The following is a 20523-nucleotide window of genomic DNA, read 5'->3' as shown; positions in this document are numbered from 1 at the left end:
GAATCTTGGAGTCTGTTTTTTCTATTGGGGGGCCGAATCTCGGGGGCACAAAAGCGTCCACAGGCGGTCCCCGACGCCGCGCCGTTAACGAGCCTTTAAAGGATTTGCTCCATCTTGCGAGAACCGGATGGTCCGACAGCACCTTGGCAACGCCGAGTCGTGTACGGGCCCCCGATGCGTCCCGGATTCTCCCAGAAGCCCGGATTCCGCGCGTCCCGCTCGCCTGCCTGTGAACGGCGGAGTCGACAGCGCGCACCGGGATCGCCCTGGACCGGCCCGGTCGGGCATCCTATCCACATTCATCGACTCCCCTGGCGGCCAGCGGTGGACAACCTCGGCGCCGCGCAAGGCGACCGCCGAGTCGACCGGAGAGGCGATCGGAATGGGCCGCAGCTACTTCCACCTCCACCTCGTCTCCGACTCCACCGGCGAGACGCTGATCAATGTCGGGCGCGCCGCGGCCGCGCAGTACGAGGGCGTCTCGGCGATCGAGCACGTCTACCCGCTGGTCCGCTCGGCCGCGCAGCTCGACCGGGTGATCTCGGAGATCCGGGCGGCGCCAGGCCTTGTCCTCTACACCCTGGTCGGCGGTGATCTCGGCGAGCGGCTGGAGGAAGTCGCCCGCGAGACCGGCTCGCCCTGCCTGTCGGTGCTGCGGCCGGTCCACGACCTGCTGCGCGCCTATCTCGGCGCCGAGACCACGGCCAGGCCCGGCGCCCAGCACATGCTCAACGCCGAGTACTTCAAGCGCATCGACGCCATGAACTTCACGCTGGCGCACGACGACGGCAACCTGCCGGACGATCTGGAGGAGGCCGACGTGATCCTGCTCGGGGTCAGCCGGACCTCGAAGACGCCGACCTCGATCTACCTCGCCAATCGCGGCCTCAAGACCACCAACCTGCCGCTGGTGCCGGGCGTGCCGCTGCCGCCGGCGATCGAGCGCGCCCGGAAACCCCTGGTCGTCGGCCTGTTCGCCTCGCCGGAGCGGATCGTGCAGATCCGCCAGAACCGGCTGTCGAGCCTCAACGCCGATGAATCCTCCCTCTACGTCGACCGCTCGGCGGTGGCCGACGAGATCACCGCCTCCCGCCGGCTGTTCGTCAAGAACCGATGGCCGACGATCGACGTGACCCGCCGCTCCATCGAGGAGACCGCGGCGGCGATCGTCGACCTCCACCGCGACCACCGGTTGAAGTTCATCGCGGACTGAGACGAGGTTCCCAAAGGGCTGAGCCCTTTGGCAGGGGTTCGGGGGCAGAGCCCCCGAGACGCCAGGGCTCCGCCCCGGACCCGCGAAAGGTCTCAACCTTTCGAAACCAGGACGTTCTCAGCTCCCGCTCAGGACCGTCCGGACCAGGGCGAGGCCCGCCACGAGGCCGATCAGCCCGGCGGCGACCGAGGCCACCACGTAGAGCGTGGCCGCGGCGGTCTCGCCCCGCTGGTACAGGCTGACCGCGTCGAGGGAGAAGGTCGAGAAGGTGGTGAAGCCGCCGAGCACGCCGGTGGTCAGGAACAGCCGCGCCGGGTGGCCGGCCGCGCCCCGCAGGGCGAAGCCCTCGGCGAGCACGCCCATCAGGAACGAGCCCAGCACATTGATGATCAGCGTGGCCAGCGGGAAGCCGAGGCCCGGCAGCAGCCGCGCCACCGCGACGTTGACGCCGTGGCGGGTCCCGCCGCCGAGCCCGGCCCCGAGAATGACGATGAGGGTGTTGATCATGCCTACCCTTCCTGTTCGGTCGGGCGGCCGCGTCGTGTCGCGGCTTCGGCGCAGGGCCCCACCGCGGACGGCTGAGGGCACGCCCGTTCGGTAGGAGCCATCAGCCCGGCAGGGCGGCCAGGATCGGCGACCGTCGGGCGGTTGTCGGGGAGCTCCATCCCCATCGCCGACAGGCTTAGCGCAGGATGCGCGGCAGGGGAATCGGGTTTTCCGAACGCCCGGGCGCCGCGAGACGATGTTCACGGAGCGCTTGTCCCTCCCCCCTTGTGGGGAGGGGGCAGGGGTGAGGGTGGTTCAGGATCAAGCGTTCCGGTGCCGCTTGCACCACCCCCACGCGGGATCTGCGATCCCCAACGCCTGCCCACAAGGGGGAGGCGAGCGTGGTCCGGAGGGATGCCTGCACCGGCTCAGCGGGCGAAGGCGAAGTGGCTGCGCTGCTCGATCTGGGCGGCGTAGAAATCCTCGATCACCTCGCGGACGACCTCGGCCAGCTCGTCGCCCCGGTGCTCGTCAAGCTGGATGTCGCTGCCGACCGTCCGGCCGATCGCGCAGCTCGCGGCGCCCGGCACGAGGCGCTCGTTGTAGCGCTGGTTCAGGCCCGAGACCGAGATGTAATTGCTGCCGCCGAGTTCGGGACCGTACTTGATCTTGATCTTCTGCTCCGACTCGGTGCCGCGCAGCTGCGCGCAGAGGCTGATGAAGTTGTCCTGATCGATCTTGGCCTCGAGCCCGGTGATGCTGCCGTGGACGTTGTCCTCCTCGTTGAGGACCTCGGCCATGAGGTGCAGCACCCCGACCACCGGCTCCAGCGCCCGCGCGCCGTCCTCCAGAAGCTTCTTGCGGAAGTCGTTGCTGCGGGCATCGGCTTCCTGCAGCCGCGCGCGGAACCTGTCCTTGACCTCGTTCACGCGTGCCATCGCGCGCCTCCCTGGTGTTTCAGCCCGATGCTTTGATGCTCGGACATTGAGAACCTACGGAGGCCCAACAGATGACGCAAGATCGTGCAAAATATTGATGCCTGCTCAGAACTTGAGCCGTTGCACAGGAATAATACTTGCTCACGAACTGTGCAACGGTGTCCGTCCGGGCGGTCGGGTCTACTTGAGGAGCTGCAGCAGGCTCCGTCCGGCCGGGGTCTTGAGTTCCCTGGCGTCGAGCGTGCCGTCGTTGTCGGGATCGGCCGCCTTGAAGCGCTGCTCGACCAGGGCGAGGTATTCCTTGCGGTCGAGGGTGCCATCGGAATCGGTGTCGGCCGCCTTCAGGTCCTTCTTGCTGAGCCGGCCCTTCAGCTCCTTCGCGTCGACGGTGCCGTCCTTGTCGGTCTCGGCGCCGTCGAAGACCTTGCCGGCGGCGGCCTGCGCCTCGGCCAGATCGATCGTGCCGTCATGGTCGGTGTCGACGGCTTTCAGCGTGCGCTCGGTGCCGGCGGACCGGGCCAGGGCCGAGGAGGACAGGGCGGCCGGAACGGCCAGACCGAGGGCGAGGGTCGCGGCCAGCGCGCGGGCGGGTGTGATCAGGATCGCGGGCATGAGCGGAATCTCCGGTGGCGGTCAGCGCCGGCAGCCCAAGCCGCCACGCGGTGTGCCGTTCCCGGAGGCGCGTTCACAAGCTGACGATTATCCGCGAGCAGGCGAGCCGGGCCACGGGCCTGCAAGTGTCTGTGCAAGGTCCCGGCGCGTCGGGCGCTTACGCCTCGGATTGCGGAAGGCGGTTCCCCCTGTCGCCGCGCATTCCCGATGCCGCGATCAGCGCGCCGGGCCGTCCAGCGGCGCCAGCCGCTCCGGCCCGGGCGGCCCGGCAACCCGTTCCGGGCGCGAGAGCGCGCGGGCCAGGGCCGGCAGGTCCGGGACGGGGGCGCCCGCAGCACCGAAGACCGACCGGTCGAGGGTCGCCAGGACTGCCGCCACGTCCGGCCGGCCCCGCCAGATCCGGGCAAGGTCCGGGGCGTCCCGCATCGCCGCGTCCAACGCCGCGCGGAACCCGGCCGGATCGCCCGCGCGGGCCGCCGCACGCAGGGCCCGGCGGGCGGAGGCGGACAGGCGTAAGGACGGCCGGCCGAGACCGAAGCCGATCAGCGCCAGGCCCAGCCCGAAGGCGGCGAGCGCCGCCGCGGCGGTCACGAGCGGCGAGGGGATCGCGGGCGGCGCCCGGTCGGTCTCGCGGTCGGGCAAGCCACCGCCGATCTGCCGGGCCGGGATCTCGGTCTCGCGCATCGTCCGGGTGCTGGTGTCGAACCACGGGATCGCGATCGCGTCGAGGGGGATGATCTCCGGCACGCCGGGCTTCACGTCCCACTGGTAGGTGGCCCGCGCCACCGGTCCCGACGGGGTCAGCAGGGTCTCGCGCGTGACCGGGCCCGCGAAGGTAATGATGCCGCGGGTGCGCATCACCGGCCGCGGCGGCAGGCCCTCGGCGACCATGCCCTGCGCCTCCAGGGTGACGATCCGGCGGGCCGTCTCGCCGACCTTGATGGTCTCGGGGTCGGGGCTCCACGAATCGGTGATCGCGACGTCCTTGGCGGGCAGCCACCAAGGCTCCTTGGCGTCGGGACCGCCGGTGGGCTCGGTCCAGGGCGCCACCGGGAACGGGATCGGCTTCGAGCGCACCTCGACCACCCGCCGCTCGCCGACATCGTTGACTGTCAGCTTGTGGATGAACGGCTCGATGGTGAACTGCCCGGCATGGTGCGGGAACACCGCGACGGTGCGGTCGAACGCGATGGCGCTCTGGCCGTCGGGGAGCTTGGTCCTGCTCCAGTGGTCACGGCCGAGCTGCGTCCAGGAGAAGTTGGCGAGCGAGGGCTGCACCACCTCCTCCAGCAGGATCGGCTGCTTGTAGACCCCGCGGATCTTCAGCAGCACCATCTCGCGGGCGAAGGGCGCGCTGTTGCCGTTCAGCTCCGCCGTCACCGTAAGGGTGAGGTCGCCCGGCTCGACCTCGGCGCGGGCGGGGAGGGGGGCGAGGAGGATGAGGGCGAGAGCCAGGGCGCGCATCTCGGCCACCCCAAAAGAAATCACCACGGGTTGCTCCCGGCGGGGATGGCGGTACCGGCCTCGACCCGGCGGGTCTGCTCGGCGCGCAGGCGCAGCTTGAGATAGCGGCCGGGATCGTCCGGTAGGGTCTGGAGCCAGAGCCGGTCCGGGCGGATCTCGTGGGCCTCGAAGCTCTTGGTCACCCGCCGGACCTCGCGTTCGGGCGCCTCGGCCACCATGGCGGAGCCGCCGCCGGTCCGGCCGCGGCCGGCCGCGTCGCCGGCCGAGCCGCGGGCCTGGCCCTTGCCGGCGTCGATCGATTGCTGCTCGGCCTTGCCGCGGCGGGCGACCTTGCTGTTGCCGGGCAGCGACGCGCTGGCGTTCGACTCCTTGTTGCCGGCCAGGCCCTCGCCGCTGGAGGCGGCGTTGATGTCGTTATTCTGGTCCTGGTTGCCGGTGTTGTTGTAGCGGGCGCCGTACTGGGCGGTGCCGTTGGCGATGCCGCCGCCGGGGCCGCGGTCGATCACCTCGGCCTGCATCCGGGCGATCAGCGAGCGGTTGGCCTGGGCGTCGGCGTCGCGGGGGTTGAAGCGCAGCGCCTCGTCGTAGGCCGCGAGCGCGCCGGTGAGGTCGCCCGCCTTCGCGAGCGCGTTGCCGAGATTGTAGCTCGCCCGCCGGCCTCCGGTGCGGAACAGCGCGATCGCCGCGTCGTAGCGGCCGGCCTCGTAGAGCGCCGCGGCGCGCCAGGCCGGATCGTCGAGGACATGCGCGGCGAGCCCCGGCAGGCCGAGGCCGATCAGCAGCCGCCCGAAACCGGTGCGCGGCTGCGAGACGGCGAGCAGCGCCAGGAGGCCGAGGCCGGCAAGCGCGAGGCCTGCGACCCGGGCGCGGTGCCGCCAGCGCGGCGGCAGGCCGGCCCGGAGCGGGGCGGCGAGGCCGGTATCGGGGAGGGTCAGCCGCATCAGGCGCTCCTCATCACGCGCTCCTGCGGAACAGGACCAGGGCCGGCAGGGCCGCGAGCAGCAGCAGCCAGCGCCCGAGATCCGCGTAGGCCAGCACCCCGTAGCCGCCGGCCGCGAGGTGCTGGCTGAGCCCGGCCCCGACCGCGTCGAGCACCGGTCCGGGGGTGTTGATGTCGGCGGTTGCGCCGCCGCCGGCGCGGGCAAGGGCGTCGAGGGCGGTCCGGTCGGGCTTCGGTGCGTTCGGCGGGAGCGGCTTGTCGGCCGGGACGAACAGGGCCTGGAGCCGCCAGCCGTGCTCGGCGATGGCGCGCGCCTCTCGGGTCGCGGCCTCGCCGATGCCGTCGCCGTCGCTGATCAGCACCACGTCGGCCGCGACCACGTTGGCTTCCGCCAGGGTGCGGCGGGCGAGCGCCAGCCCGCGCTCGGGATGGGAGCCACGGTCCGGCACCGTGTCGGCGTCCAGGGCGAACAGGGTGGTGCCGAGGCTGTCGCGGTCGGTGGTCGGGGAGGCGGCGAGGTAGGCGTCGCCGGCATAGACGACGAGCGCCACCGCCCGGGTGCCGGCGGCCTCGGCCACCGCGGCGGCGGCCTGCCGGACGCCCTGGAGATTGCCGCCCTCGGTGACCGAGCGGGACAGGTCGACGACGAGCACGGTCTCGTCGAGGTTGCGGAAGGTGCGCCCGTCGGCGCGCTCCATCGCGGGGCCGGTGAGCGCCAGGGCGATCAGCCCGGCCGCGAGCGCCGCCGCGCGATTCGCCTGCCGCCGTCCGCCCAGCACCGCGCCGGTCCGGGCGAAATGAGCCATCAGCGCCGGATCGACCGCCCGGGCCCAGTCGCCGAGCGGCGCCGCGCGCCACGCGGCGCGGAGCGCCAGCAGGGCGACGACCGGGATCGCCAGGAACCACCAGGGGCGCAGGAGCGCGAATGCGTCGAGGGCGCTCATGGGGCGGATGCTCCCGCCCAGACCACCTCATCCTGAGGTGCCGGAGCGCAGCGGAGGCCTCGAAGGAGCCTTCCAGCCAAACGCGCGATGTCTGGAGCCCTCCTCCGAGGCTCGCTGCGCGCGCACCTCAGGATGAGGCGGTTGGTCGGACAGGCGGGGTATCGAACCATCACACCCCCCTCCGGCTGGCGAGCAACGCCGCGGCGGCCAGCAGCGCCAGGGCGGCCGGCCAGGGCCACAGATCCCGGCGCAGCGGCAGGGGCGGCGCCAGGGCGCGGCCGCCCTCCAGCCGGTCGATGGCGTCGGCGACGCGGACGAGGTCGTCCGTGGTCCGCACCCGGAACGCCTCGCCGCCGCTGGCCTGGGCCATGTCGCGCAGGGTCTCGGTGTCGACCACGTCCTGCTCGCCGTCGGCGTCGGCCATGTCGCGGGGGCCCAGCGCTATGGTGTAGACCTTGATGCCCAGTTCCCGGGCGAGCTCCGCCACGTCCTTGGGGGCGGTCTGGCCGGCATTGTTGGCGCCGTCCGAGAGCAGGATCACGGCTTTCGCGGGCTTCTCGCCGGGCTTGCTCCCGGACGCGGCCTCGCCTCCGGCATCTCGGGGATCGAGCCGCCGCAGGGCGAGGCCCAGGCCGTCGCCGATTCCGGTGGAACGGCCGCTGATGCCGATCGTCGCCTCGTCCAGCGCCCGGGCGACCGCCGCGGTGTCGAAGCTCGGGGCGGCGGCCACGTAGGCCTGGTCGGCGAAGATCACGAGGCCGATCCGGTCGCCGGCCCGGCGCCGGATGAAGTCGGTGCCGACGCGCTTGACCGCGGTGAGCCGGTTCACGGTCTCGCCGTCGAGGGCGAAGTCGCGCCGCTCCATCGAGCCCGACAGGTCCATGGCAATCATGATCTCGCGACCCGAGGCCGGGAGCGCGGCGGCCGGCAGGACGAGGCGCGGACCACTCAGCGCCGCCACCAGGGCGATCCACAGCGTCCAGGTCAGCAGGGCCCGCCGCCGCCCGCGGGCGGCGAGGTCGGCGCCGGTGCGCCCGTCGCCGACCAACGTGCCGGGCACGCGGAGCGCCCCGCTGCCGCCCTCCGGCTCGGGCGGGATCAGGCGGGCGGCCAGTAGCGGCAGGGGCAGGGCCAGCAGCGCCCAGGGCGCGGCGAGATCGAAGGCCGACAGCAGGGCGCTGAGCCAGGCGGGCAGGAGGGCGCTCATGAGGACGTCATGCCCGCAGCCGTCCGATCAGGCGGCCGAGTTCGGCGTCGAGGGCGTCGAGGTCGAGATCCTGGCGCCGGTACAGGCCGTCGGTGAGCACCCGTCCGGCACCCCGCGTGAAGAAGTCGGTCCTGAACAGCCCGTCGAGGCGGGCTGCCCAGTCCGCCCCCGCGGCCCGGCTCTCCGCCTCATCGCCGAGCGTCCGGCCGAGGCGGCGCAGCAGACGGGCCTGGGCCAGGAGGCGCGCCTCCGGATCGAGGCCGCGACTCCGGGTCAGCTCGGCCAGCGCCGCCCGGCGGATGGTGGCCCGGGACCGGCTGCGCCCGTAGCGCACCAGCCCGACCAGCAGGGCGGCGAGGAAGCCCAGGGCGGCCGCCGCGATGATCTCGCCCTGCACGGCGCCCGCGGCGCCACTGGGCAGGTGCAGGCCGCGGAGCTGGTCGAGGGACAGGGGGATCTCGGCGGGCGTGACGGGATTCATCGGGATGAACCGCCGGTTCCGGTCTCACAGCACCGCATCAAGGCGCTCCATGAGCGGCGCGTAGGCCTCCGGGCCGGTCTCGACGTCGAGGCGCACGCCCGCGATGCCCCGGCGCGCGTAGTCGGCGAGCCGGGCCTCGGCGGACTCCTCCGCCGGCCCGGCCGCGTTCGGCAGCGCGGTCCCGCGGCGGCCATTCGCGAGGGCGAAGGGGTAATAGCCCGGCGGCCGGGTGCGCTCGAAGGCGTCGCTGACCAGGATGAGCCGGATCGCGATCCGCTCGGCGAGCAGCGTCAGGAGTTCGTCGAAGCCCGGGCCGGGATCGTCGAGGGCGCTGGCGATGACGAGATGGCCGCCGGCGGGCAGCAGGCTGCGCGCGAGACCGAGCGTCGCCTCTAGAGGCGGCTCCGCGCGGGCGGGCGCGCCGGATTCCGCCGCCAGCGCGTCGGCATGGGCCTGGGCGAGGGCGCCGGTCACCGCGATCATGGCGCGCTCGCCGCCCGCCGGCCGCAGTACCGTGGGCGCGCCGGCCGACGCCACCGCGAGACCGACCCGGCCGCCATCGGCCGCGACCCGCCAGCCGAGCAGCGCCAGGGCCTCGGCGGCCGCGACCGAGCGGAGCGCCCGGCGGGTGCCGAACAGCATGGAAAGCCGGAAATCGGCGAGCAGCACCACGGCGCGGTCGCGCTCGTCGTGGTGGGTGCGCACGTGCAGCTGCCCGGTGCGGGCGGTGGCGTTGCGGTCGATGAAGCGGCGGTCGTCGCCTTCGGACCAGAGGCGGACATCCTCCGGCTCCGAGCCGCGCCCGCGGCGCCGCGTGACGATGCCGCCGGGCAGGCCCGCAAGCGTCCGGGTCGCGGGCGCCGAGCCGCGGCGGGCGAGGTGGCGCAGGCCCATCAGGGCCTCGCCGGAGAGGTGGATGCCGTGCTCGGCGCGATCTCTCCCTGCGCCCTGAACGGGGGAGGGGGGCCCGGCCGTCGGGCCGCCGTCCCCCGCGGAGGGGGGCGGGTGTTGGCGGCGCGACTGCCCGAACCCGAACACCGTCAGAGCGCCCGCACCCGCTGGATCAGGTCACCGACGACGCCGCGCGCCGTCTTGCCCTCGGCGGCCGCCCGCCAGGTCAGGCCGATGCGGTGGGAGAGGGCGTCGCGGGCGAGCTCCGTGACATCCTCGGGGATCACATGGTCGCGACCGCGCAGCCAGGCCCGGGCCTTGCCGGCCATCATCAGCGCCAGGGTGCCGCGCGGCGAGGCCGGGTGCTCGATCAGGGCGCGCAGGTCCGGGGCGGCCGCGTCGGTGCGGGTCGCCGCCACCAGCCGGACGAGGTAGTCCTTGAGCGCCGGCGACACGTAGGTGGCGAGCGCCGCCTCCCGGGCGGCGCGCACGTCGGCCAGCGACAGCCGCATGGTCATCGCGTCGACGTGGTGGGTGATCTCGCCCTCGACCAGGTCGAGGATCGCCCGTTCGGTGGTCTCGTCGGGCATGTCGACCACAACGTGGAGAAGGAAGCGGTCGAGCTGCGCCTCGGGCAGCGGGAAGGTGCCGGCATGCTCGATCGGGTTCTGGGTCGCCACGACCATGAACGGGTCGGACAGGCGGTGGGTGTGACCCGAGACCGTCACCTGCCCCTCGGCCATGGATTCGAGCAGCGCCGACTGCACCTTCGGGGGCGCGCGGTTGACCTCGTCGACCAGTACGAGGGCGTGGAACAGCGGCCCGGGCAGGAACTCGAAGGTGCCGCTGTCCTGGCGCCAGACTGTGGTGCCGGTGAGGTCGGCCGGCATCAGGTCCGGCGTGCACTGGATGCGCGCGAAGGAGCCGTCGAGCCCGTCGGCGAGGCGCTTGACCGCGCGGGTCTTGGCCAGCCCCGGCGCACCCTCGATCAGCAGGTGGCCGCCGGTCAGGAGCCCGATCAGCAGGCGTTCGACGAGGCCGGCGCTGCCGATCAGGCCGCGCTCCAGCCCCTCGCGCAGCGCCATCACGCGCCCGTGCAGATCCGCATCCGGGACGCTCTCGGGCCGGCGTTCGGCGCGCGCACCGCTCATCACAGCGCTCATGCGGAGACTGACCCGACGCGGATCGAATCCGCCGCACCGGCCATTCCCCGGGCCATGTCGTGGGCCATGTGCTGCATCCTGCACGTCTCCTCGGCCGGGTCCCGAATTCTTAAGGGATCCTCAGGCTCTTGCCGGTGTGCCCGCTGCCCGGTGCGGCCGTCAATCCCGCTTCGGACACGCTGTCCGATCCGGGCCGGGCCATGGTGTCACGGTTCCGTCACCTCCCCGCTTCCATGAGACCGCGGATGACCAGCTACGCCGCCCTCCCCGAAGAGTTGAAATCCGGCATCGGCCTGCTCGTGGCCTTCGTGCTCGGCACGATCATCGGGGCCGAGCGGCAGTACCGGCAGCGCACGGCGGGCCTGCGCACGGCCGTGCTGGTGGCGGTCGGCGCCAGCGCCTTCGTGGATCTCGGCATGCGGCTGACCGGTCCGGACGGGGGCGTCCGCACGGTGGCCTACGTGATCTCCGGCATCGGCTTCCTCGGCGCCGGCGTGATCATGAAGGAGGGGATGAACGTCCGCGGCCTCAACACGGCCGCCACGCTGTGGTGCTCGGCCGCCGTCGGCGCGTTCTGCGGCGCCGACCTGCCGCTGGAGGCCGTGTTCGTGATGGTGACGGTGCTGGCTTGCAACACCGCGCTGCGGCCGCTGGTGAACGCCATCAACCGCGCGCCGATCCGCGAATCCGCCACCGAGGCGACCTACGAGGTCCAGGTCACCACGGCACCTGGCGAGGCCGGGCCTGCCCAGGACCTGCTGGTCGAGCGCCTGGAGGCGGCCAATTACCCGGTCAGCAGCGTCGTGGTCGAGGAGCGCGGCGAGTCCGCGGTCGACGTGGTGGCAACCCTGACGGCCAGCGCCGTGAAGGCGGAGGAGCTCGACGCCGTCACCGCCGAGCTCGCCCGCGCCCCGGGCATCCGCCACGCCACCTGGTCGATCCAGACGGCGGATTGATCCGTTTCGAGGTCGGAACCCGGTCTGCTCGACCGCACCCGCGTGGTCCCGACCCGTGGGCCATCCATCGGGATCGCACGGGGTCCTCCGAACCGGCCCCCTGTTGACCGCCGTGTTGCTGCTCGAACCTCACGCGCAGCCGGATTAAATGTTTCTTCTAAACGTATGCATCTCATTTCCAGTCAGATCTGGAGATAATTCAATAATTGTATTCAGGACTAGATACATACTTGCCGTCACATCAGTTCTAGAATTAGAATGAGTCTGCAGAACGGAGGGTTCGATGCGCCGGAACTTTGCTCTTCCGATGGTGGCTCTCGGGATGCTGGTGGTCTCCAGTCAAGCCCAGTCCGATACGCTGCAGGCCGATGCACAAAGTGCGGCCACCAAGTGGGATGACGCCTACAACAGCGGCGATATGGGCACCCTCGGCAGGCTCTATACGACGGACGCCGTCGTCGTAACGAAGGGCATGCCGCAATCGGGCGAGGGCATACAGAAATTTTTCTCGGGCCTGAAGTCCAAAGGCTGGGACGATCACAAAACAATCGTGAAGACGGCTCTGCCCAAGGACAACCTGCTCATCGTGTCGGGGCGCTGGGAGATGACCGGTCCCGTCGAAGGGGGCACGAAGAAGAAGTTCGAAGGAAACTGGGTGAACGTGATGGAACGCGGCAAGGATGGCTGGCGCACCGTCCTCCACACGTGGAACTAAGCCCCGCACCATAAGACGCTCGGCCTCGGCTTCCGACGGAGATCATGGAGGGACGCCGTGACACCATGGGTTCTGTTCGTCCTCCCCATCCTCCCCATCCTCACCGCCACGGCAGTCCAGGCCCTCGACGCGGAGGCCGTTGTCGGCACGTGGCGTCTTGCCAGCGCGACGCGCAACATCGTGGAATCCGGCGAAGTCATCGATGCCTATGGCGGGCCGAGGCCGAATGGATGGCTCACATACGGCACAGACGGTCGGATGATGGTGATCTGCGCGTTCGAGAACCGGGACAGGCCGGAAGCGAACGACAAGATGTCCGACGAAGACCGCGTCAAGCTGCACAAGACGTTCTTCGCCTATGCGGGCACCTACAAGGTTGAGGGGAGAACGATCACCCATATGATCGACACCTCGTGGAACGAAGTGTGGTCGGGGACCTCACAGGTCAGGAAAGTGGAGCTGAAGGACAACGCGCTGATACTCACGACGTCGCCGTTCAAGTTCAATGTCGACGGACGGAACAGCATCATCACTTTGGTCTGGAAGAAGTATCCCTGAATGCGATGAGTGCCGTTCCCGATCGCGTCGAGACGGTCGACGGCAGATCACGGGGCGTTGCGTCGGGGCGGATCATCCCACCCTCGCCCTCGTCCTGAGGTGCGGCGAAGCCGCGTCGAAGGCGCCCTCCAGCCGGACGCGCGATCCCTGGAGTCCTCCTCCGAGGCCCGCTAGCGTGGTCACCTCAAGATGAGGGGGAGTGATGGGATAGGGGCGGGTCGTCGCGACTCACAACCGCGAGCCCCGCTCCGCGAACGGGACGCAACCCGAACGGTCGCGGCTGCAGGCCCGGCTTCAGCATCCCGGCTGGACAGGGTCTCAGGTTCGCGCGCCGCCGCACACGGTGCACGGTGACGGGCGTTCGAACCCCAGGCTCGACCCGATCGCGACGCAGCCGGCTCGCGATCCCGCCCCGGTCACGAAACCTCCGGGCCCGATCGAACCTTATCCGGCGGATGTCCGGAGACCGACCATGACCCAATCGCAGAAGAGCGCGCTGATCGTCGGGGCCTCCCGCGGCCTCGGGCTCGGCCTCGTCGAGACCTTCCTGGCGCGCGGCTGGCGGGTCACCGCGACCCAGCGCACGCCGTCCCCGCAGCTCGGCCGCCTGAGCGCCGAGGCGCTGCGCATCGAGACCGCCGACATCGACGACGATGCGGGTGTCGCCGCCCTCCACGACCGCCTGGCGGGCCAGCGCTTCGACCTGATCTTCGTGGTGGCCGGCGTCGCCACGCAGGCGCATGATCCGCTTCACGCGGTGCCCCGTTCGGTGGCCGCGCAGGTCTTCCTCACCAACGCGATCAGCCCGATCCGTTTCGCCGAGGCCTTCCTTGACCGCCTCGCCCCCGGCGGCAGCCTCGCGCTGATGAGCTCGGTCCTCGGCAGCGTCAGCCTCAACGACAGCGGCGGCTGGGAGACCTACCGGGCCAGCAAGGCGGCGCTGAACACCCTGGCGCGCAGCTTCGAGATCCGCCACCGGGCCGAGAACCTGTCGGTGCTGATCCTGCACCCGGGCTGGGTGCGCACCGAGATGGGCGGGGCGGAGGCCGATATCGACGTGGCGACCAGCGTCACGGGGCTCGCCGACGTGATCACGGACCGGCTCGGCCGGCCGGGCGCCCATTACCTCGATTACACGGGCAAGACGCTGCCGTGGTGACGCTGCGCCGGTAGGAGTCGCTCAGCGGCGCGGGTCGAGGGGCCGGCCCCGGCGCTCGATCACCACGGTCGGACGGGTGCGCCGCTCGACCACGACAGTCCGGGGCGCTCGGCTCGGGCTCGCATGGGTCAGGATCCGCTCCGGCGCGCGCTCGGGCTTGGCCTTCTTGGCCGCCAGGACGTGCGGGCGGACCTCGTCGGCGGGCAGGCCCATCAGGCCCGCAGCGATCTCGACCTGCTGCTCGACATCGTCGGCGAGGTCTTGCGCGGCGGCGACCGCCTCGTTCACCGTCGGCGGCTCGCGGCGCACCCGGATCGGGGGCAGGTCGGCGAAGCTCTTCTGCGTGTTCTTCACGGAGCGACTCGCGGTCTTCATGGGGAAGACATAGCCCTTTCCGGGCCGGTTGTGCAGTGCATCAAAAACCTGTGACCGGCGTGCCCGGCACATGCCTTGAGGGCGCGTGATGCAGGAATGGGCAGGACGGGCCCAGCCCGCTCGGGCAGACGAACAATCCTTTGGCAGAATCCTTCCCAGCCCGCGCCGGATGCGACATAGGGGCGCAGGACGCCTGGTGCAATGCCCAGAGCCGGCACGACGCCGGTGGCGGCGGCGTTAAGACCGCCTGTGCTAGCATCGTCCGATGACCGAGACCCTCGATCCCCGGCTCACCCCGGCCCGCGCCGACCTCGCCGATCTCCGCCTGCGTGACCGGGTCACGGCGGCACGCTACGTGGCGGCCGCGCCGCGCCGGGTGACGGCGCCCGCGGCACCGCTGCGCCGGGCGCCGTCCGCCACGGCCGGTCTCGACACCGAGGCTCTCCTCGGCGACGCCGTCGACGTCTACGACGAGGCGGACGGCTTCGCCTTCGTGCAGCTCGTCCGCGACGGCTATGTCGGCTACCTGCCGGCCGCCAGCCTGGGCCCGGCCGCACCGGAGCCGACCCATCGGGTCACGGCCCTGCGCACCTTCCTGTATCCCGAGCCGGACCTGAAGCGGCCGGTCCGCGCCCATCTGAGTCTCGGGGCGCGCCTCGTCGTGACCGGGGAGACGGACGCGTATCTGGAGACCCCGGGCGGCTTCGTGTTCGTCCGCCATTGCGCGCCGGTGACGGCCTGCGAGCCCGACTATGCGGCGACCGCCGCGCGGCTTCTCGGGACGCCCTATCTGTGGGGCGGACGCACCAGCCTCGGGCTCGACTGCTCGGGCCTCGTGCAGCTCTGCCTCGACACGGCCGGGCTGCCCTGCCCGCGCGACGCCGACATGCAGGAGCGCGACCTCGGCCATGCGCTGCCGCGCGACCACGCGGACCTGCGCCGGGGCGACTTCGTGTTCTGGCGCGGCCATGTCGGGCTGATGCTCGATTCCGAGACGCTGATCCACGCCAACGGCCACCACATGGCGGTGGCGGCCGAGCCTCTGGCCGAGGCCGTGGCCCGGATCCAGGCGAACAGTTTCGGCGCCGTGACCGGCATCCGGCGTCTCTGACCCGGCCGGGGTCCAATTCGCGCGGCAATCGTGCTACAGAGGCGCCCCGCGGCCGTCTTCCTGCCCGGTTCCTGAGCCAGGAATGTTGACAGGACAGCCCCGCCCTCGCCACATCCCCCGCATGACCGTCGATATCGCGACCCCCGAGCCCGTCCTGGGCACCGCCGGCAAGCCGCCGCTGGAGATCCTGCTCTGCGCCCCGCGGGGCTTCTGCGCCGGCGTGGTGCGGGCCATCGACGTGGTGGAGCGGGCGCTCGCCATCTATGGGCCGCCCGTCTACGTCCGCCACGAGATCGTGCACAACAAGTACGTGGTCGAGAGCCTGAAGCGGAAGGGCGCGGTGTTCGTCCGCGAGCTGGACGAGGTGCCGGACGGCGCCGCCCCGGTGATCTTCTCCGCCCACGGCGTCGCCAAGACGGTGCCGGCGAACGCTGATTCGCGCGGGCTGACCACGATCGACGCCACCTGCCCGCTGGTCACCAAGGTCCACCGCGAGGCCGAGATCCACCACAAGCGCGGCCGCCACGTGCTGCTGGTCGGCCATTCCGGCCATCCCGAGGTGGTCGGCACGATGGGCCAGCTGCCCAAGGGCTCGATCACCCTGGTGGAGGATCTCGAGCAGATCGCGGCCCTCACCCCGGACAATCCCGACAACCTCGCCTGGGTGACCCAGACCACCCTCTCGGTCGACGACACCCGCCACATCGTCGAGGCGCTGAAGAAGAAGTTCCCGAACATCACCGGGCCGCACAAGGACGACATCTGCTACGCCACCACCAACCGCCAGGAGGCGGTGAAGCAGGTGGCGCCGCTGGTCGACGCGCTGATCGTGGTCGGCTCGTCGAACTCGTCGAACTCGCAGCGCCTGCGCGAGGTCGCCGAGCGGGTCGGCTGCCCGATCACCCGCCTGGTGCTCCGTGCCGAGGAGATCGACTGGCCGGCCTTCGAGGGCATCCGCAAGCTCGGCCTCACCGCCGGCGCCTCGGCCCCCGAGGTGCTGGTCGAGGAGATCATCGATGCCTTCGCGGCCCGCTACGACGTGATCGTCGACACGGTCTCGACGGTGATCGAGGACATGGTCTTCCCGCTGCCGCGGGAGTTGCGCAGCGAGGCCGCTGAGTAGGCGACCCAGTAGGCAGCCTGGACACAGGCGCAGCAGGCTTTATGCGGGGGCGCTTCGGCGCCCCTCGTCGTATCGAAGTTCCAAAAATCCAGAGCGCGAACACGTGGCCGTCTACACCGAGGTATCCGACGCGGCGCTCGCCGACTTCCTGTCGGCCTACGCGATCGGCGGCCTGCTCTCCTACAAGGGCATCGCCGAGGGCGTCGAGAACTCGAACTTCTTCCTGCACACGACCGACGGCGCCTACATCCTGACGCTCTACGAGAAGCGCGTCCGGGAGCAGGACCTGCCGTTCTTCATCGGTCTGATGGAGCACCTCTCGGCCCGTGGCCTCGCCTGCCCGCAGCCAGTCCGGGACCGGGCCGGCCAGGCTCTCGGCCAGCTCTGCGGCCGGCCCGCCGCCATCGTGAGCTTCCTGGAGGGCGTCTCCGTCAAGGCGCCGGGCGCCGAGCATTGCCGGGAACTCGGCCGGGCGCTGGCCGCGCTTCACGAGGCCGGCCGGGACTTCGCCATGGTGCGGGAGAACAGCCTCTCGGTCTCGTCCTGGCGGCCGCTCTTCGCACAGGCCGAGGCCCAGGCCGATTCGGTCGAGCCCGGCCTCGTGGAGCGGACCCGGGCCGACCTCGCCGTTCTTGAGGCGCACTGGCCCCGCGATCTGCCGGGCGGCGTGATCCACGCCGACCTGTTCACCGACAACGTGTTCTTCATCGGCGACGCGCTGTCGGGCCTGATCGACTTCTACTTCGCCTGCACGGATGCGTTCGCGTACGACCTCGCGGTCTGCCTCAACGCGTGGTGCTTCGACCCCGACGGCACCTTCTACCGCGACAGGGCGGCGGCCCTGATCGCCGGTTACGAGGCGGTGCGGCCGCTCGAACCCGTTGAGGTCGCTGCCCTGCCGATCCTATGCCGGGGGGCCGCCCTGCGCTTCATGCTGACCCGCCTGGTCGACTGGCTGAACGTGCCGCCGGGCGCCCTGGTGAAGCCCAAGGACCCGCGGGAATTCGATCGCCGGCTCACCTTCCACCGGCAGGCGCGGGACGCCCGGGATTACGGACGGGCGGGCTGAGACGCGGATGAGCACTCGGCCGTGCCGGCGACCCGTCAAACAACCGGGTCGCCGCGTGGCTGTGGCAGCAATGCTGCCGTTCAAGCGGCGGTGAGCGCGGAGCCGCCTGCGGCAACGTGTGGATGTTCAACGGACAGTGAGCCGCCTCGTCATTCCAGGGCCGCGCAGTGGAGCCCGGACCCGCAGGGGCACGCCGGAGGCGGGCAATCCAGAGCCGCTGACGCGCCACGATCTTGCACCGATGCGGATCTGGATTCCGGACTCGCCTGCGGGTCCCGGAATGACGGGGCACGCGGCCGCGACGCTTTCCTACGGAGACGAGGATCAAGCGATCTGCGCATCCCTTCGCCCGCAGGGGGGCGGGAGAGGCGCGGAACTGATGGCCCTCGCTTCCGAACAGATCGCCGAGCCGCTCAGTCGGTCTGCCCGTCGAGGCCCAGCCAGTGGCGGCCGTCGCGCGCCAGGAGGTCGTCGGCCTCCTTCGGGCCGGTGCTCCCGGCTGGGTAGAAGGCCACCTCCGCCTGTGGCCAGCCCTTGAGCAGCGGCTCCACCGCAGCCCAGCCGGCCTCGATGTTGTCGGCGCGCTGGAACAGCGTCGCATCGCCGGTCATGCAATCGTAGAGCAGCGTCTCGTAGCCGACATTCGGCCGGTCGGCGAAGAAGTCCTTGTAGTGGAAGCCGGAGCGGACCCGGCCGATCTTCATCTGCGGCCCCGGCACCTTGACGTTGAACTCGGTGCTGACCCCGTGGTCGGGATCGATCAGGATCCGCATCACGGTCGGCCCGAGATCGGCGGTCGGCGTGTCCTCGAACATCTTGAACGGGGCGGGCTTGAACAGGATCGCGATCTCGGTGCGCCGCCCGGTCATGCGCTTGCCGGTGCGGATGTAGAACGGCACGCCGGCCCAGCGCCAATTCTCGATGTGGAGCTTCAACGCGATGTAGGTCTCGGTGACCGAGTCCTTGGCGACGTGCGGCTCGTCCCGGTAGGCCGGGACGTCGCGCCCCTCCGAGGCGCCGGCCGTGTACTGCCCGCGCACGACGTCCTCAGGCGGGATCGGCCGCACGGCCTCGGCGAGCTTTGCCTTCTCGGTGCGCACGGCCTCGGCGTCGAAGGAGTTCGGCGGCTCCATCCCGACCATGCAGAGCAGCTGGAACATGTGGTTCGGCACCATGTCGCGCAGCGCCCCGGTCGGCTCGTAGAAGCCGCCGCGCTCCTCGACGCCGACCGTCTCGGCGGCGGTGATCTGGATGCTGTCGATGTATTCCCGCCGCCAGACCGGCTCGAGCAGGCCGTTGGCGAAGCGGAACGCCATGATCGACTGCACGGTCTCCTTACCCAGGAAGTGGTCGATCCGGTAGAACTGGCTCTCGTCGCCTTGTTTGAGGATCCGGGCATTGAGCGCCCGGGCCGAGTCGAGATCGGAGCCGAACGGCTTCTCGATGACCACGCGGCGGAAGCTGTCGCCCTCCTGCTTGAGCAGCCCGGCCTGGCCGAGCCCGTCCACGATGGTCCCGAAAAAGCGCGCCGCCACCGCGCAGTAGAACACCGCGCTGCCGGAAACCCGCTGCTTCACGGCCGCGTAGGTCTCGGGCTTCTCGAAATCGCCTTTGAGGTAGTGGAGCCGGTCTCGGATGAAGCCCCAGCTCGTCGGGTCGATGTGGTCGGCGTGGAACTCGGAGGTCGGGTCCTTGCTGAACGCCTCCAGAGTCCGGGTGAGGTTTTCGCGCAGGGATTCGTCGGTGCCGTCGTTGTGATCGATGCCGAGGATCGAGAAGCCCTCAGACAGGAGCCCGGCCCCTGCCAGATTGTAGAGCGAGGGCATCAGCAGGCGCTTGGTCAGGTCGCCGCCGGCCCCGAAGATCACCAGCGTGCAGGGCGGCGCCGGCTTGGTGCCGCAGGCCGCCTTGTCGTTGAGGGCTGTCGTCGGCTCGGCCATCCCTGACTCCCGTGTGGCTGCGGTGCAGCAAACCGGCCTGACAACCCGCCGCGGCGAGGCCCGTTCCGGTACCCGTTGGGCTATGCTGCGCCGAGTCTAGGATCAAGGAACCCCGCATGCATAGCCATTCCCTCGAACCCTGGACGCACGGCCACGTCTTCCTGGGCGACCGGCACGATCGCCATGCCCGCCGGACCTGGGCGGTCGTCGCGCTCACGGCCGCCACCATGGTCGCCGAGATCCTCGGCGGCACGTGGTTCGGCTCCATGGCGCTGGTCGCCGACGGCTGGCACATGTCGACCCACGCGGCGGCGCTCGGCATCGCGGCGCTCGCCTACCATTTCGCCCGACGACACGCGGACGATCCGCGCTTCAGCTTCGGCACCGGCAAGTTCGGGGATCTGGCGGCCTTCGCCAGCGCGATCATCCTCGGGCTCATCGCGCTGCTGATCGGGGCCGAGAGCCTCGACCGTCTGCTGCACCCGGTGGCGATCGGCTTCGGACCGGCGATCCCGATCGCCGTCCTGGGGCTCGCCGTGAACCTCGCCAGCGTCTGGCTGCTCCACGACGATCACAACCCCGAAGACGGCGGGCACACCCACGGGGGACACGCGCACGGCGGCCATTCCCACGGGGGCCATTCCCACGGGAGCCACGCCCACGCGGGACACGGCGGACACGACACCAACTTCCGGGCCGCCTACATCCACGTGCTCGCCGACGCGCTCACCTCGGTCCTGGCCATCGCGGCCCTGCTCGGCGGGCGCTATCTCGGCCTTGCCTGGCTCGATCCGGCTATGGGGCTGGTCGGCACGGCGGTGATTCTGGCGTGGTCGTGGAGCCTCCTGCGCACGGCCGGCCTCGTGCTGCTCGACGCCCGGCCCTCGGCCGCGGCCACCCGGGAGATCCGGGAGCGGCTGGAGACCGGCGGCGACCGGATCAGCGACCTGCATCTCTGGCAGGTCGGGCCGGGCCACCGCGCCGCCGTGATCGCCCTCGTCAGCGACGATCCGCAGCCGCCCGCCCACTACAAGGCCCGGCTGGCCGGGATGAGGGGGCTGAGCCACGTCACCGTGGAGGTCCAGCCCTGCCCGGGGCATGCGGCGGTGGCCTGAGAGGAGCACACTCCGCGTCGGCGACGCACGGCGGTCTTCCAACCCACCCCCTCATCCTGAGGT

21 protein-coding genes and 1 riboswitch are annotated in these 20523 nt (G+C 71.2%); of the genes, 9 read left to right on the top strand and 12 right to left on the bottom strand.

The window, feature by feature from the left end; genetic code table 11:
* The first annotated feature begins 382 nt into the window (after window positions 1-382).
* Window positions 383-1213, top strand: coding sequence for a pyruvate, water dikinase regulatory protein (locus AC3WSN_RS22890; protein ID WP_192710460.1), 831 nt, complete (start codon window positions 383-385; stop codon window positions 1211-1213).
* A gap of 117 nt (window positions 1214-1330) precedes the next feature.
* On the opposite strand, the gene crcB is transcribed toward AC3WSN_RS22890, so the two are convergent.
* The 10 genes from crcB to AC3WSN_RS22840 all read right to left on the bottom strand — a co-directional run bounded on the left by crcB (window position 1331) and on the right by AC3WSN_RS22840 (window position 10327).
* Complete coding sequence (gene crcB / locus AC3WSN_RS22885) at window positions 1331-1720, bottom strand: fluoride efflux transporter CrcB (RefSeq protein ID WP_492541079.1); 390 nt, start codon at window positions 1718-1720, stop codon at window positions 1331-1333.
* Between the two features lie 84 nt (window positions 1721-1804).
* Window positions 1805-1891, bottom strand: a riboswitch (Fluoride riboswitch).
* 236 nt (window positions 1892-2127) lie between these two features.
* Window positions 2128-2637, bottom strand: coding sequence for a hypothetical protein (locus AC3WSN_RS22880; protein WP_192710462.1), 510 nt, complete (start codon window positions 2635-2637; stop codon window positions 2128-2130).
* Window positions 2638-2817: 180 nt separating this feature from the next.
* Complete coding sequence (gene lanM, locus AC3WSN_RS22875) at window positions 2818-3249, bottom strand: lanmodulin LanM (protein ID WP_492541077.1); 432 nt, start codon at window positions 3247-3249, stop codon at window positions 2818-2820.
* Window positions 3250-3465: 216 nt separating this feature from the next.
* Window positions 3466-4713 (bottom strand): hypothetical protein, encoded by a 1248-nt coding sequence (locus tag AC3WSN_RS22870; RefSeq protein WP_492543220.1) that lies wholly within the window; start codon window positions 4711-4713, stop codon window positions 3466-3468.
* Between the two features lie 20 nt (window positions 4714-4733).
* Window positions 4734-5654: a tetratricopeptide repeat protein gene (locus tag AC3WSN_RS22865; protein ID WP_492541075.1), complete on the bottom strand. Its 921-nt coding sequence runs from the start codon at window positions 5652-5654 to the stop codon at window positions 4734-4736.
* A 13-nt stretch (window positions 5655-5667) separates the two neighbouring features.
* Entirely contained in the window at window positions 5668-6597 is a 930-nt protein-coding gene (locus AC3WSN_RS22860) for a VWA domain-containing protein (RefSeq protein WP_492541073.1), read from the bottom strand.
* A gap of 169 nt (window positions 6598-6766) precedes the next feature.
* Window positions 6767-7804, bottom strand: coding sequence for a VWA domain-containing protein (locus AC3WSN_RS22855; protein ID WP_492541071.1), 1038 nt, complete (start codon window positions 7802-7804; stop codon window positions 6767-6769).
* A 7-nt stretch (window positions 7805-7811) separates the two neighbouring features.
* Window positions 7812-8285, bottom strand: a complete 474-nt coding sequence (locus AC3WSN_RS22850; protein ID WP_492541069.1) for a DUF4381 family protein — start codon at window positions 8283-8285, stop codon at window positions 7812-7814.
* Window positions 8286-8309: 24 nt separating this feature from the next.
* On the bottom strand, window positions 8310-9179 hold the full coding sequence (locus AC3WSN_RS22845; protein WP_492541067.1) for a DUF58 domain-containing protein: 870 nt from the start codon (window positions 9177-9179) through the stop codon (window positions 8310-8312).
* Between the two features lie 146 nt (window positions 9180-9325).
* Complete coding sequence (locus tag AC3WSN_RS22840; protein ID WP_192710469.1) at window positions 9326-10327, bottom strand: AAA family ATPase; 1002 nt, start codon at window positions 10325-10327, stop codon at window positions 9326-9328.
* Between the two features lie 257 nt (window positions 10328-10584).
* Here AC3WSN_RS22840 and AC3WSN_RS22835 point away from each other — a divergent pair, with 257 nt between their 5' ends.
* From AC3WSN_RS22835 to AC3WSN_RS22820, 4 genes are all read left to right on the top strand, one after another.
* Complete coding sequence (locus tag AC3WSN_RS22835) at window positions 10585-11295, top strand: MgtC/SapB family protein (RefSeq protein WP_192710470.1); 711 nt, start codon at window positions 10585-10587, stop codon at window positions 11293-11295.
* Window positions 11296-11578: 283 nt separating this feature from the next.
* Window positions 11579-12010 carry a YybH family protein gene (locus tag AC3WSN_RS22830; RefSeq protein WP_492541064.1) on the top strand — a complete coding sequence of 144 codons (432 nt, stop codon included), beginning with the start codon at window positions 11579-11581 and terminating at the stop codon, window positions 12008-12010.
* A 57-nt stretch (window positions 12011-12067) separates the two neighbouring features.
* The gene (locus AC3WSN_RS22825; RefSeq protein ID WP_492541062.1) at window positions 12068-12568 is read left to right on the top strand and encodes a lipocalin-like domain-containing protein; all 501 of its coding nucleotides are present in this window, start codon (window positions 12068-12070) and stop codon (window positions 12566-12568) included.
* A 472-nt stretch (window positions 12569-13040) separates the two neighbouring features.
* A complete protein-coding gene (locus AC3WSN_RS22820; protein ID WP_192710472.1) occupies window positions 13041-13727 on the top strand; it encodes an SDR family oxidoreductase in 687 nt (228 codons plus the stop codon).
* Between the two features lie 21 nt (window positions 13728-13748).
* Here the strand turns inward: AC3WSN_RS22820 and AC3WSN_RS22815 are convergent, their stop codons facing one another.
* Window positions 13749-14102, bottom strand: coding sequence for a hypothetical protein (locus AC3WSN_RS22815; protein ID WP_492541060.1), 354 nt, complete (start codon window positions 14100-14102; stop codon window positions 13749-13751).
* 265 nt (window positions 14103-14367) lie between these two features.
* Here AC3WSN_RS22815 and AC3WSN_RS22810 point away from each other — a divergent pair, with 265 nt between their 5' ends.
* The 3 genes from AC3WSN_RS22810 to AC3WSN_RS22800 all read left to right on the top strand — a co-directional run bounded on the left by AC3WSN_RS22810 (window position 14368) and on the right by AC3WSN_RS22800 (window position 17405).
* On the top strand, window positions 14368-15213 hold the full coding sequence (locus AC3WSN_RS22810; RefSeq protein WP_492541058.1) for a C40 family peptidase: 846 nt from the start codon (window positions 14368-14370) through the stop codon (window positions 15211-15213).
* Window positions 15214-15334: 121 nt separating this feature from the next.
* Entirely contained in the window at window positions 15335-16336 is a 1002-nt protein-coding gene (gene ispH, locus AC3WSN_RS22805; RefSeq protein WP_192710475.1) for a 4-hydroxy-3-methylbut-2-enyl diphosphate reductase, read from the top strand.
* Window positions 16337-16439: 103 nt separating this feature from the next.
* Window positions 16440-17405, top strand: a complete 966-nt coding sequence (locus AC3WSN_RS22800) for a homoserine kinase (protein ID WP_492541055.1) — start codon at window positions 16440-16442, stop codon at window positions 17403-17405.
* A gap of 413 nt (window positions 17406-17818) precedes the next feature.
* Here AC3WSN_RS22800 and zwf read toward each other — a convergent pair whose 3' ends face one another.
* A complete protein-coding gene (gene zwf / locus AC3WSN_RS22795) occupies window positions 17819-19345 on the bottom strand; it encodes a glucose-6-phosphate dehydrogenase (RefSeq protein WP_492541053.1) in 1527 nt (508 codons plus the stop codon).
* Window positions 19346-19461: 116 nt separating this feature from the next.
* Between zwf and dmeF the strand changes: the two genes are divergently transcribed.
* The gene (dmeF, locus tag AC3WSN_RS22790; RefSeq protein ID WP_492541051.1) at window positions 19462-20460 is read left to right on the top strand and encodes a CDF family Co(II)/Ni(II) efflux transporter DmeF; all 999 of its coding nucleotides are present in this window, start codon (window positions 19462-19464) and stop codon (window positions 20458-20460) included.
* Window positions 20461-20523: the final 63 nt, after the last annotated feature.

It is taken from the genome of Methylobacterium sp. FW102-HT35C08 (assembly GCF_058790235.1).
The sequence above is the reverse complement of the archived record's forward strand: the minus strand, read 5'-3'. Positions and strand labels throughout refer to the sequence as shown.